The organism is Kitasatospora sp. NPDC088783 (assembly GCF_044750705.1).
Lineage (GTDB): Bacteria > Actinomycetota > Actinomycetes > Streptomycetales > Streptomycetaceae > Kitasatospora > Kitasatospora fiedleri.
Genome location: NZ_JBIVKJ010000004.1, coordinates 569112 through 581866, shown reverse-complemented (window position 1 = coordinate 581866; position 12755 = coordinate 569112). Strand labels below are relative to the sequence as shown.

General features: G+C 67.8%; 9 protein-coding genes and 2 pseudogenes. 5 read left to right on the top strand and 6 right to left on the bottom strand.

What is annotated here, in order from left to right:
• Positions 1 to 61 precede the first annotated feature (61 nt).
• Positions 62 to 1363, bottom strand: a complete 1302-nt coding sequence (locus ACIP60_RS15140) for a nucleotide sugar dehydrogenase (RefSeq protein WP_400683851.1) — start codon at positions 1361 to 1363, stop codon at positions 62 to 64.
• A gap of 1039 nt (positions 1364 to 2402) precedes the next feature.
• Between ACIP60_RS15140 and ACIP60_RS15135 the strand changes: the two genes are divergently transcribed.
• The 3 genes from ACIP60_RS15135 (at position 2403) to ACIP60_RS15125 (ending at position 6827) form a co-directional block, all read left to right on the top strand.
• Positions 2403 to 4025: a glycosyltransferase family 2 protein gene (locus ACIP60_RS15135; protein WP_400684198.1), complete on the top strand. Its 1623-nt coding sequence runs from the start codon at positions 2403 to 2405 to the stop codon at positions 4023 to 4025.
• Positions 4022 to 5050, top strand: coding sequence for a glycoside hydrolase family 26 protein (locus tag ACIP60_RS15130; RefSeq protein ID WP_400683849.1), 1029 nt, complete (start codon positions 4022 to 4024; stop codon positions 5048 to 5050). Before ACIP60_RS15135 ends, ACIP60_RS15130 begins: the two co-directional genes overlap by 4 nt.
• A 154-nt stretch (positions 5051 to 5204) precedes the next feature.
• Positions 5205 to 6827 (top strand): ArnT family glycosyltransferase, encoded by a 1623-nt coding sequence (locus ACIP60_RS15125; RefSeq protein WP_400683847.1) that lies wholly within the window; start codon positions 5205 to 5207, stop codon positions 6825 to 6827.
• On the opposite strand, the gene ACIP60_RS15120 is transcribed toward ACIP60_RS15125, so the two are convergent.
• The 5 genes and pseudogenes from ACIP60_RS15120 to ACIP60_RS15100 all read right to left on the bottom strand — a co-directional run.
• Complete coding sequence (locus ACIP60_RS15120; RefSeq protein WP_400683845.1) at positions 6817 to 7104, bottom strand: hypothetical protein; 288 nt, start codon at positions 7102 to 7104, stop codon at positions 6817 to 6819. The two genes, ACIP60_RS15125 and ACIP60_RS15120, sit on opposite strands and share 11 nt — an antisense overlap.
• A 128-nt stretch (positions 7105 to 7232) precedes the next feature.
• Complete coding sequence (locus ACIP60_RS15115) at positions 7233 to 8279, bottom strand: amidohydrolase family protein (RefSeq protein ID WP_400683843.1); 1047 nt, start codon at positions 8277 to 8279, stop codon at positions 7233 to 7235.
• Positions 8204 to 8923, bottom strand: a complete 720-nt coding sequence (locus ACIP60_RS15110; protein WP_400683841.1) for a hypothetical protein — start codon at positions 8921 to 8923, stop codon at positions 8204 to 8206. The genes ACIP60_RS15115 and ACIP60_RS15110 overlap by 76 nt, the downstream gene beginning before the upstream one ends.
• Complete coding sequence (locus ACIP60_RS15105) at positions 8920 to 10170, bottom strand: IS256 family transposase (protein WP_400683839.1); 1251 nt, start codon at positions 10168 to 10170, stop codon at positions 8920 to 8922. The genes ACIP60_RS15110 and ACIP60_RS15105 overlap by 4 nt, the downstream gene beginning before the upstream one ends.
• Positions 10171 to 10294: 124 nt before the next feature.
• Positions 10295 to 10432 (bottom strand): annotated as a pseudogene (locus ACIP60_RS15100) (RHS repeat-associated core domain-containing protein); the annotation flags it as partial.
• 69 nt (positions 10433 to 10501) lie between these two features.
• On the opposite strand from ACIP60_RS15100, the pseudogene ACIP60_RS15095 reads away from it, so the two are divergent.
• Positions 10502 to 11690: pseudogene (locus ACIP60_RS15095) on the top strand (IS3 family transposase).
• A gap of 150 nt (positions 11691 to 11840) precedes the next feature.
• Positions 11841 to 12248, top strand: coding sequence for a tyrosine-type recombinase/integrase (locus ACIP60_RS15090; RefSeq protein ID WP_400683837.1), 408 nt, complete (start codon positions 11841 to 11843; stop codon positions 12246 to 12248).
• Positions 12249 to 12755: the final 507 nt, after the last annotated feature.

Sequence of the window (12755 nt, the reverse complement as noted above, 5' to 3'; positions counted from 1 at the left end):
CGCTCGGGGCCGTGCGGCCAGGTGCTGGGGGCCGTCCCGGTGCGGGGCGCCTGATCGAGTATCACAGGACCGCCTTCGCGGGCACGCCGGGCAGGCGGTAGGTGGCATCGAGGACGGCGGGCTGCTCGGCCAGCCACGCCAGGTCGCTCCCGGGCTGGACGGTGTGGACGACCACGATGTCCCACTCCTCGGCGGCGGGGTCGGCGACGGTGTGCACCGTGGCTCCGTGCAGACGCGCGGTCGGCACCAGCGGGTCGTGGTAGGCGATGGAGGCGCCGAGGTCGTGCAGCTCTTCGAGGATCTCCAGGGCCGGGGACTCCCGGAGGTCGGCGACCCCCGGCTTGTAGCTGACGCCGACCAGCAGGACGCGGGCACCGGTCAGCGCCCGACCCCGGTCACCGAGCAGTTCCCGCACGCGCTGGACGACCTGGCGCGGCCGGCCGGCGATGGCGGTCATCGCAGTGTCGATCAGCGGGGAGGCGATCCGCAGACGGCGCAGCTGCCACAGGAGGTAGTGCGGGTCGCAGGGGATGCAGTGTCCGCCCACGCCCGGCCCGGGGTAGAACGGCATGAAGCCGTAGGGCTTGGTGGCCGCCGCCTCGATGACCTCCAGCGGGTCGAGGCCGAGGCCGCGGCAGTTGTCGGCGAACTCGTTGGCCAAGGCGATGTTGACGGCCCGGAAGGTGTTCTCGTAGAGCTTGCTCATCTCGGCCGTCTCCGGCGAACTGACCCGGTGGACCGAGGGCGCCGTCAGCAGGAGCGCCTCGGCGGCAAGGTCGGTGCAGCGGGGTGTCACGCCGCCGACGACACGGGGGGTGGTGTCCTGGGCGTGGTGCGCATTGCCCGGGTCGATCCGCTCCGGCGAGAACGCCACGTGGATGTCCTCGCCAGGCGTGAAACCGCGGGTCAGGAGCGGTCGGAGCACCAGGTCGCGGGTGCAGCCGACATAGGTGGTGGAGGTGAGCATCAGCACCTGACCGGGCACGGCGTGGGCCACCACGGTGGCGCACGCCGCCGCCAGCGGACCGAGGTCGGGAACCAGGTGCGCGTCGACGGGGGTCGGCACGCACACGATCACGACCGCGGCGTCCGCGAGGAGTGACGGGTCGTCGGTGAGGACGAAACGGGGGTCATCGACGGCTGCCGCGAGCCGCTCCCGGTCGCTTGGCAGCAGGTCGACGTCGCGGCTTCGGATGGCATCGAGACGGGCGGAACTGACGTCCAGTCCGATCACCGGGCGGCCCGCGCCCAGCAGCGCGAGGGCAGTGGGCAGACCGACATAGCCGAGACCGACGACGGCGACGGTTCCGACTGACGTGGAGCAGGTGGGGACGGACGAGCGTGACAGCGCAACTGTGAACAAGGTTCTTCCAGGATTCGTGGACCAGTAGGGCTGGCACCGGGGAATCTCTGAAGGATGGAGGTCCTGTGGCCGCGTCAGCAAATCCTCCGGTAAGCGACAAATGCCCCGGCCGCGGTTGCCATATGTCCCTTTTGCCAGGGAATTGCACCCTCCAACTTCCCACAGGACGAAACCCTGCCGATGAGAAGTGTGATGGAAAAGTGATTGATGGGCCGACTTGTTTCAAGTGAAGTGGTGATGCTGTGCCGATCAAGGCTCGCGGTCGCTCGCTCCACCGCCGACCGAAGCGAACCTGCCGGGCCCCGGTGGCATTGGCGCACCACCCGGGGACCGGCCACCGGCCGCTCCCCGAAGAGTGGGGTGACTCGCATCCCGGCGATGCCCATCCGGGAGAAGCGAGTACGGACGCTCGGACTCCTGCGCTCCGCGATCCGCAGGGCTCCCCTCCCCGGGGTCACCCGCAGGTACGCCGACGGGGAATGCCCGAACAGGTCTTGTGAGAGGTTCAGGCGGCGCGGCTGCCCGAGTTGGCCCTGACGGGGCGACCGAGGGCGTGCCAGGTGCCTGCGTGCACGGGCCCCGCAGGAGCACCGGGCCCCCACTGCACCATGGATGTCCGATCCGGCAGGATCCCGCGTCGGGCCGTCGCGACGACACCGATGCGCGTCACATCGCCGTAATGGACGACATCGTCCCCAGCGCTGAACTCTGGCGCGGGCATTTCGGAACACTCCAGTGGTGCGCTGGGCTGCATGCTGCGGACGGTGGGCCAGACAACCTATCATCGCCCGGTGCCGACCGGCAGAACAGCCGGGCCCGGAGGGGCAGAGCAGCGGGCCCTTGCGGGGAGGACCGTTCGCCTGGATCTTGCAGAGGCTTGCGTACACAACGTAACGAGCGCTGTCGGCGCATGAGTATGACCATGCGCCGAGTCCATGGCGCAAAAGATGCCAAATTGTTAGTGATCGGCGGTTTCGGCGGGCGTCGGGTCGAGTTAGCCTCGCGTAGTAGAACTTCCTGGCGAATCCGGTCTGTGAGAATGCTGCAAAACACTCCGTCGCAACAACGCATGCCGGGCGGCGCCAGGTCCCGCCGAGCCCCACGGGGCCGACGGCCCGGAGCGGCCAAGCCGGGACTTCTTCCCTTGCCGCCGGACGACCGCGAGAAGTATTCCTACGTCAAACGCTACAACTGGGTCCTGACGCTCTCCTCGCTGATCGGTTTCGTGTTCGTCGCCTACAGTCAGATCGACACCGCCCGACACAGTCTGTGGATCTGGGTGTTCTCCCCGGTGCTCCTGCTGTCCGTGGCCGGGTTCCTGATCGGGGTCCGGCTGGAGGCGTTCACCCCGAGTTTCGACCTCAAGGCGCACCGCCGACTCGTCCGCTCCTGGGACCCCGTCGTACCTCCGACGGTCGATGTCTTCCTTCCCGTGTGCGGTGAACCGATCGAGGTGCTGCACAACACCTGGTCGCACGTCCGGGCCATGGCCGCAAGTTACCGGGGGAATGTCACACCCATCGTTCTGGACGACTCGGACAGCCCCGAACTGGCATCAATGGCGGCCGACTTCGGATTCGGCTACCTGGTCCGACCGAATCGCGGCTGGTTCAAGAAGGCCGGCAACCTGCGCCACGGATTCGAGCACTCCGACGGTGACGTCATCTTGATCCTCGACGCCGACTTTGCGCCGCGGGCCGACCTACTCGACGAACTGCTTCCCTACCTCGACGCCGACCCGCGCACCGCGATCGTCCAGTCCCCCCAGTTCTTCCGCGTCCTCGACCAGCAGAACTGGATCGAGCGCGGAGCAGGAGCTGTCCAAGAACTGTTCTACCGCTCCGTACAGGTCTCCCGACAGCGCAGTGACGGCTCGATCTGTGTCGGCTCGTGCGCTCTGTACCGCCGCACCGCGCTTGCCGAGATCGGCGGGACCAGCCTGATCGAACACTCGGAGGATATGCATACAGGCTTCGATCTGCGTGCCCGCGGTTGGGACCTGCGATACGTGCCGCTCGCACTCTCCACCGGCGTCTGCCCCGACAGCATCGGCGCTTACTACAACCAGCAGTACCGCTGGTGCATGGCCTCGATGAGCATGCTCGGAAGCATGCGGGAATTCTGGCGGATCAAGATGCGATTCGCCAGCCGTCTCTGCTACATCTCCGGCTTCATCTACTACATCGAAACGGCACTTCTCACCTTCACCGGGCCTCTGATCGCCCTGCTCCTCCTCCTGGTCTTCCCGGACCAGCTCAGGGCCACCAACATGTGGTACGTCCTGCCGAGCGTGGTGTACCTGACCCTGGTCTATCCGCTCTGGCACCGGAACCCGTACCGGCTTGAGGCCTGGGCCACCCGTGTGATGTACGGCTGGGCGCATGTTTTCGCCATCTGGGACGTACTGCGCCGCCGACCGATGGGCTGGCAGCCCTCCGGTTCCGGTTCCGCGAAGAACAACAAGACACGCCGGTTCTGGATCGGGATGTGGACGTGGAGCATGCCGACGGCTGTGCTCTGGGTCGGTGCGGCCCTGTGGCGGATGGACACCATGGTCCCCGCCAACTTCGCCCTCATGCTCGGCTCGGGACTTTTCTACGCCGCATCGGTGGGTCGCGTCCTGGTCCAGCCGCGGACCGACGAAACGGAGAGCATCGCGTGACCGGGAAGATCAGCCGTCGCCGACTGATGCTCACAGCAGCGGCGGCCGCAGTCACTGCGGCCTGCTCCCCCAGCCCCACCGCTCCCATTGGCGCGGGAGGCATTGGCGCCGAACCCGGGAAGCCCGGCGCTGAGGGGGTCACTGCCGCACCCCGGCTGCCCTACGACGTGAGCCAGTTGCTCAAGCCGGCCCGCAAGTACCTAGGTGCCACCTTCGACGGCGTCCCCAAGACGCTCGACCCTGTCGACGCCTGGGCCGAACTGGTGGGAAAGGAGCCCAACCTGCTGGTTTACTACCTCGGTTGGGGCGACGAATTCCAGACCGACCAGACTGCAGCGGTGTGGAAGCGCGGCCTGATCCCCTACATCGCCTGGGAACCGTTCAGAATATCCTTGGCCGACATAGCAGCAGGTCAGGATGACGAGTACGTCCGCCGGACAGCCCTGGCGATCCGCGATCTGAACGTGCCGGTGGCGATCAGTTTCGCGCACGAGATGAACGGCCACTGGTACCCCTGGGGTACCAAGCAGAGCACTGCGCAGGATTTCGTCAAGGCCTGGCGGCACCTCCACGACGTCTTCCAGGACAACGGCGTGTCCAACGTGATCTGGGTGTGGAGCCCCAACGTGATCAATCCGGTTCCCAACGTCCGGCTCCAGCCGTACTACCCGGGGGACGGCTATGTCGACTGGCTCGGTGTGGTCGGCTACTACGCGAAGACCGGGCCGCACACCTTCGGTACCCTCTTCGGCCCGACGCTCAAGGAGATCCGGGCGTTCACTTCCCGACCGGTCCTGCTCGCGGAAACCGCCTCGGAACCGACGCCCCGTAAGAGTGCCGACATCGCCGACCTGTTCGCCGGTGTGTTCGCGGACCAGGACATCGTCGGCTTCGTCTGGTTCGACCTGCGCAAGGAGAGCGACTGGAGGGTTGACAGCAGCCCCGAGTCGCTCGCCGCATTCCGCCACGCGGTGGCCGACCCCCGTATCGGTTTCGACGTGGAGCATCCCGATGAACACCCGTAGCTCCGAGGAGTACGGACCGAACAGTAAACAACCTCCGGGTCCGGGTTCTTGGTTCGTCCCGCGCCAAGCGACGCCCGTCGAGAGCGACCACTCCGACGCGCATCTCGAAGGGTCGGCTCCGTATCACCGGCAGGAGTCCGAGAACGAACGGACGATGCAGCTCCGGGTGCTGCCCGCCGTCGAACCCCACCCGGACCCAGGCTATGCCTTCGCAGAACCGGTCCGGGCCGGATGGGCCCTGCCGCCCGTTCTCGACATGGCCTGGTCCGCCCGGTCCAGTCGGCGCCGCGCCCGAATCAGCCGCGGCCTGCTCGCCGTTGTCCTGCTGGTCCAGTGCCTGGTGACTCTTCGTCTGCGCAACACCGCGTTCGAGGACGAGGCCCTCTACGTGTACGCCGGCCATGCCATGGTCGACCACCTCTTCCACGGCGTCCCGGACTACGGCGGCTTCGGCAGCTACTTCTCCGGTGCCCCGGCGCTCTACCCGGTACTGGCTGCCGGTGTCGACTCCCTGTTCGGCCTGACCGGCGTGCGAGCGATGAGCACGGTCTTCATGCTCGCCGCCAATGGCTTGCTGTACGGCTTCACCCGGCGCCTGTTCAACGAACGGGCAGGCCTGTGCGCGGCGGTGCTGTTCGCCTTCACCCAATCCACGCTGTTCATGGGCGCACTCGCCACCTACGACGCCGCCGCCGTTCTGCTGCTGGCGGCTGCCACCTGGGTGGTCGTCCGCGTCGGGCACGGCCACTGGGGGCTGCCGCTGCTCGCCGCCCCGCTCGCGGCCCTCGCCGTCGCGGTCAAGTACGCCTCCGCGCTCTATCTGCCCACCATCGCGCTTCTCCTGCTCCTCGTCGCCTACCAGCGACACGGATTCGCCCGCGCCGTGATGCGGACCGCGGTGTTCACTGCCGGCACGATCGGGCTCCTCGCTGCCGGCATGTACGGCACCGACTACCTCGGTGCTGTCGCCAGCACCACCACCGCACGGGCCCACGGTGGCACCTCCGCGTGGTCGATCCTTCAGGACAGCGCCCGTTGGGGCGGGCTGCTGTTCCTGGCCGCGGTCCTGGGCACCGTGCTGTACACCCGCCGGGCCAGGCTCAGCGAGGTTCCCGGCTGGCGTCAGGCCGTACCCGGGGCCCGTTGGCGGGCCGCGATCGGTCTAGTGCTCACCGGCACCGCGCTGCTGGCGCCCGCCTACCAGATCCACCTGGCCACCAGCACCTCGCTGCACAAGCACGTCGGCTTCGGCTTGCTGTTCGCGGCGCCCATGGCGGGCGTCGGCCTCACCCGGCTGATGGGCGCGCACTTCAAGTTTCCGCAACTCGCCATTGCCGTGGCAGTGATCGCCCTGACCGCCGCGATGTCACAGTCCGCCTACAACTACGGGCTGTGGCCGAACACCACCTACCTGACCCAGGACCTCGCCAACAAGGTCAGGCCGGGCCAGAAATGGCTGGGCGAACCGCACGAGGGCCCCGTCTACTACCTCAGCCGCGACCGTCTGACCGACTACACCGAGTGGACCTCGGTCTTCTACATCGACTACACGGGACGCGGCGGACACCTGTCGGGCGTCGACGGCTACCGGGCGGCGATCCAGGACGGCTGGTTCGACGGTGTGGTCCTCGACTGGGGAGCCAGCCCGGGCGAGGTACCTCGGGCCGTGCGCGAGGAACTGCGCACCGGCGGCCGTTACCGCCTCTCCAGCGCCCTGCCGTACCGAACATCCGGCGGTACCGGGCACTTCGAGGTCTGGCTGCGCGTCACCGGATGACGGCGGACCGGCCCGGAACACCGCAGGTGCCACTCCGCAGCAGAGCGGAGTGGCACCTGTTCATCGAGCGGTTCAGTGGTGACACGCAACCGCCGATCCACCAAGTCGTGTAGTACCACCCGTAGGTGCGGATCTGCAGGCACCGGCCGAAGTACTGGGCGATCTGCCCGGCCCAGGACGGGCCGAGCAGGACAGCACTGATGACCTTGCCCCGGAACCCGAACCTCTGGACCATCCCCACGAAGCTGCTGAGGTACCAGGAGTTCTCAGCGGTCATCTTGTTTTCCCACTTGCTCAGCCGCAGTGCGGCACCGTACCAATGCGTCTCCCAGCGGTACTTGCCGGACAGGTCGAGCATGTTCCGGGTCGAGTAATTGTCAAGAGTTGTGGATTGACGTGTGACCTTCAGGCTATGACCCGGCCGCGAAGGATGATGCGGCTGGGGTGGGCCAGGGCGGAAGGATCGAGTGTGGGGTCGGTGTCGTAGGCGACGAGATCGGCGAGGGCTCCGTCAACCAGGCCGGATAGGCCAAGGTAGGAGCGGGCCGACCAGGAGGCCGCGCCCAGCGCCGCTTCGGGGGGTAGGCCCGCACGGATCAGCCATTCGATCTCCGAGCTGACGGTACCGCATGGGAAGCTGTCGGTGCCGGCAAGGATCGTGACACCGGCCTCGTGTGCGGCTCGCACGTTGGGCAGCATCGCGTCCCATCCGGCCAGCCACCAGTCTCGGCGGGCGCTTGGTTCGGCGGCCCGCCGCCGGTCGGCATCGGACCCGAAAACGCTGAGCGTGGGGACGAACGCGGTGCCTTGGCTCGCCATCCGATCGATCAGGCTCGGGTCCAGGTGCATGCCGTGCTCCAGACTGTCGACGCCGGCCAGGACAGCATTGCGACTGCCTTCGCTGGTCTGGCAGTGCGCGGCCACTCGGCCGCCGATCGCGTGGACGGCCTGGACGACAGCAGTGAGGGTGTCAAGCGGTAGGGCGGGTTCGTCAGGCCTCCAGTCCCCGATGACCTTGCACCAGCCCGACGACGCAGTGGCTTCCTCCAGAGCGGCACGGACCAGGTCGGCCTCGCTCACGTCTCTCCCGACGCCCGGGAAGAATCGACCGGGGGTGGCCAGCCAGCGTCCGGCCGAGTGGACTCGAGGCATGTCCGAGTCTTCGTCCACCCAGTCGGGGATGCGGGCTGCGGAACCGGGCGTGCGTACCAGCAGCACTCCGGCGTCGCGGTGATCGGTTAGGTGCCGCCGAAGTGTCGCGTCGCTGAACGGGGCGTCGATGCTTTCGCTACCGGGATGTGTATGTGCGTCGACCAGGCCGGGCAGCAGCCAGCCACCGTCAACGACGAGGTCGGCATCCCGGGCAGCCCCCGCCCTCAGCTGGTCACCGTCGATCCAGAAGGATCGTTCCTCCCGCTCGGGCAATACGACGCCGCGCACTTGAAGCACCACCAGTGGCCCCCTGCCAAGTTGCCTGCTCGGTCGATCTCGCTGGTCCCATGAGGGACCGCGGCAGGATAGCCGGTACAAGCAGCGGCACCGTCAGTCCGCTCTGTGAGGACCCCGCACTCGAATCTTGCTCCGGCGCGAACGAGGCGACGAGGTGGTGCGTGTTCCCCGCCCGCCACCGCAGTCGGGACGGACGAGCAAGAGTCAAGACTGTGGGTGGGCCGTTCCGATGCGGTGATCTCGGATGCCGCGAGCCGGGCGGCTTCGCGCACCTGCGGGTCGAGGTGGTGGAGGAACGGGTCGACCAGCAGCCGAGCCTTCGGGTCGTGGGTGGCGCCGAGGATGTAGAGGCAGTGTTCGAGGAGTTCGCGCTCCGGTGTCGGCATGGCGACGGCCAGTGGTTCGACGAGGTCCAGGGGCAGGCGGTGGTGGTTGAATGCCTCACCGGTCGCGTTCAGCGCGGACTCGCGGACCTTGGTCACCGGTTCGTTGACGGTCAGGCTGACCAGGCGTCCGACCACCAGACGGGCAGTGTCCGTGTCGAGTGCGGTACCGCACAGGAGGTCCCCGAGGGTGTCGACGGCGACATCCCGACCGTTCGGATCGCGGTCGGTCAGCGCTTCAAGCGCCGTGATTATGTCGTTCACGCCGCCTCCTCGGACCGCTCGACCAGGACACCGTTCTCGAAGCGGGCGCCCGCGCGGACCAGGGGCACCAGGTGGGCTCCGGTGATCGCGCGCCATCGTGCCTGGGCGGACTCGACCAGCTTGAACGCCATCGCGAGGGCGGCCGCCGGGCTGCCCGCGCCTCGGGTGACCTTGGTGCGGAGTTTGACCGTGGAGAACGTCGACTCGATGGGGTTCGTGGTCCGAAGGTGGATCCAGTGCTCGGCCGGGAAGTCGTAGAACGCGAGGAGTTCGTCCCGGTCCTCGGTGATCTTGGCGACGGCCATGGGCCACTTGGTGCCGTAGGTGCGGGCGAACGCCTCGATCGCCTTCTGGGCGTGGGTGCGGTCCTCAGCGTTGTAGATGTCCTGCATCGCCTTCGTCGCGCCGGGCTGCGCGGACTTGGGCAGGCAGTTCGTGACGTTGCGGGTCTTGTGAACCCAGCATCTTTGCGGCCTGGCTGCCGGAAACACCTCGGCGAGCGCCCGCCACAGGCCCATGGCGCCGTCCCCGACGACCAACTCGGGGTCGCGCATCCCGCGGCGGCGGCAGTCACGCAGCAGGTCAGCCCATGACTCGGTGGACTCGCGCAGGCCCTCGGCCAGGGCGATCAGTTCCTTGGTGCCATCCAGCCGGACTCCGAGCAGAACCAGTGCGCACGAGTGGGCCTGGCCGAGCCGGACCTTTGGGTGCACGCCGTCGGCCCACACGTAGACGAAGTCGCGGTCGGACAGATCCCGGGTCTGGAAGGCGGCGTGGTCGTCGCTCCACTGTCCGGTCAGCCGTGTCACGGTCGCGGCCGACAGGCCGGCCGTTCCACCGAGGAACTGCTCCAGCGCCGGGACGAAGTCCCCGGAGGACAGGCCGTGCAGGTGGAGCAGCGGCAGCACCTCGGAGATCTTCGGCGACTTGCGGCACCACGGCGCCAGGATCTTCGAGGAGAACCGCTTGCGCTCGCCGGTCTCGTCGTCGACGCGTCGGTCGTTGACCCGCGGGGCCTTGACCTCGACCGGTTCGGCGGCGGTGACCACGGTCCGGGGCCGGTGATGGCCGTTGCGGACCACGAGGCGTCGGCCGTATTCGTCGGTCTCGGCAGCCAGCTCGGCCATGTACTGGTTGACTTCCGCTTCCAGGGCGGCGGCCAGCATCCGGCGGGCGCCTTCCCGGACGATCTCGTCGATCAGGGAGCCGGACTGGGTGGAGGCGTCCTCGTTGACTACGCCGAGCATGGGCATGCCTCCCCGACCCGCGCTGCAACGCGGGCCTGCTCGGAGACCTTAAGGATCATTCGGAAAGGTACGCCCTCTGCATGCCTCCCCGGAACCGATCCACAGGTCCTGAGCATTGCTCGGCGAGCAGGTCGCCGTAGACGTAGTCGTACGGATTGGCATTGCCGCCGTAGACCGGGTCGATCGACAGGAATCGGCCGCTGTCCGGGTTGTACAACCGGACGCCCATCAGCACCAGGCTGTTGGTGGTCTCGGCGGACTGAGCTGTTCTGAGTTTGGTGGAGTCCCCGAAGCCAGGGCTACGATCCCGGCGTAAGGAGAACCATCTGCTGTGCCGGCACCACGCAAGTACCCTGACGAGATCCGTGAGCGCGCGATTCGTGAGGTCCGCGCCACGGGCCGCCCGATCGCGCGCGTCGCGCGGGACCTGGGCATCCACAAGGAAGCCCTGCGGAACTGGGTCCGCCAAGCCGAGGCCGACGCCGGAGAGCGCGACGACCGGCCGACCGGCGACGAACTCGAAGAACTCAAGCAACTCCGCCGGGAGAACGCGGAGTTGCGGCGGGCGAACGAGATCCTCAAGGCCGCCCGCGTGTTTCTTGCCCAGGAGATCGACCGTCCCCGGACGAGGCCGAGCAGGTGATCGACCACCTGCGTGACGGCTTCGGGGTCGATCCCGTCTGCCGGGTGCCGGACCTGTCGCCGTCGACCTGCTTCGCCCGCGAGCAGCGTCCGAAGTCCGCCCGCCGGCTCCGAGACGAGCAGCTCAGGCCACTGATCGCCCAGGTCCACGAGGAGTCCGGTGCCACCTACGGCGCCCGCAGGATCACCCGCGCGCTCCGGCGCAAGGGCATCGAGGCCGCCCGGTGCACGGCCGAGCGGCTGACGGCCGCACTCGGCATCGAGGGCGTCATCCGCGGCCGGCGACGCCGCACGACGATCCCGGACCCGGCCGCGCCGAGGCCACCGGACCTGGTCGACCGCGACTTCACCGCCGAACGGCCCGACCGGCTGTGGGTCGCGGACATGACCTACGTGCGGACCTGGTCGGGCTGGGTCTACGTCGCGTTCGTTCTGGACGTGTTCTCACGGACCATCGTCGGATGGCAGGTCGCCGACCACATGCGGACCGAACTTCCCTCGGACGCGCCGGCGACGGCTCTGCGGCGGCGCCGGATCAAGAAGGACTCCGGGCCGGTGCACCACAGCGACAGAGGGTCGCAATACGTGTCCGTTCGCCACACCGAGCGGCTCTCCGAGATCGGCGCTGCCCGTCGGTCGGGTCCGTCGCGGACTCGTACGACAACGCGATGGCCGAGGCGCTGAACGGCACCTTCAAGGCCGAGTCGATCGGGATGCAGGGCCCGTGGACCGGCTTCGAGCAGGTCGAGCGGGCGATCTTCCGGTGGGTCACGTGGTACAACGAGGAACGGCTCCCCTCCGCCCTGGACCACGTTCCGCCAGCAGAGTACGAACGCGACCACCGGCGAAGCCAGGAAGCCACACTGCAGTCCGCCTGAACACACGATCACGGACTCCACGAAACTCGGGGCAGCTCACCTCCTGGTTTCCCTGATCCTCTGGCTACGACAACCTTCCAGATGATCATTTGTCAGACAGGCCCTGGAGGGTGAGCCGAAGACCGCCAGCGGTGTTCGCGCATCGTCGCGTTGGACCTGGACACCACCAGTGTCCTCCCCCACCACGAGAAGCTGCAGAAGGCGGAACGGCTCCGCTCCGGTCCAGGCTGGGCCGACACGGGCCGCATGTTCGTGGAGGAGGACGGCACCTGGCTCCACCCGGGCAAGGTCAGCGACCTTTTCGGCCGCCTGGTGGAGGAGGCCGGTCTCCCGCCCGTCCGACTCCACGACCTTCGACACCTGGCGGCCGCACTCGCTCTGGTTGCCGGCATCGACCCCAAGGTCGTTTCGGAGATGCTCGGCCACATCGACACGGCCATCACCCGCGACCTCCACCGGACCGTCCTGGACGACATTGCGCGTGAAGCGGCCGAGGCCGTCATGAAGCTCGTCCCCCGCCGCAGAGCGGCATACCCCCGCCCGGGCGTCATGGCCTGACGGGGACGAGCGACACTGCCCCCGGAGACCCCCTCCGGGGGCAGTGTCATGAGGTGGACGACCTCCGGCCTATCTCACCCTGAGTAACCGACTGCCGGTGGGCTGATGGGGAGGTGTGCCCTCTCCAGGAGCGCACCGCTCGGAGGCGATCGACGCCGCTCGGAACGCGTGGCCAAGTTATGGCCGATTTGCCGATGTGAACATGCCGTTGCGCTGCTTACAAACTTGATCGTGAACACGCAAAGCCCAGGTCAGATAGCATCTGACCTGGGCTTTTCTGAGCCGCCTATGGGATTCGAACCCATGACCTACGCATTACGAGCCCGAGAGGGATCATGTTGGCTGCTGCCGACATCGACCGCCTGGTGACGAAGCTGCAGGTCAGAGCACTGCCGGGTGATCCGCGATCCAGCCGGATCCGGCACGTGCTACGCCATCCGCTCACGCATCGCTCACGCATCGCTCACGCAGCTTCGCTCCGAACCAGTGCAGGACTGCCCGGGTGAC

Coding starts and splice junctions, on each gene's coding strand:
- ACIP60_RS15135 (WP_400684198.1), top strand. CDS start 2,403: ATGCTGCAAAACACTCCGTCGCAACAACGCATGCCGGGCGGCGCCAGG.
- ACIP60_RS15125 (WP_400683847.1), top strand. CDS start 5,205: ATGCAGCTCCGGGTGCTGCCCGCCGTCGAACCCCACCCGGACCCAGGC.
- ACIP60_RS15120 (WP_400683845.1), bottom strand. CDS start 7,104: ATGACCGCTGAGAACTCCTGGTACCTCAGCAGCTTCGTGGGGATGGTC.
- ACIP60_RS15105 (WP_400683839.1), bottom strand. CDS start 10,170: ATGCTCGGCGTAGTCAACGAGGACGCCTCCACCCAGTCCGGCTCCCTG.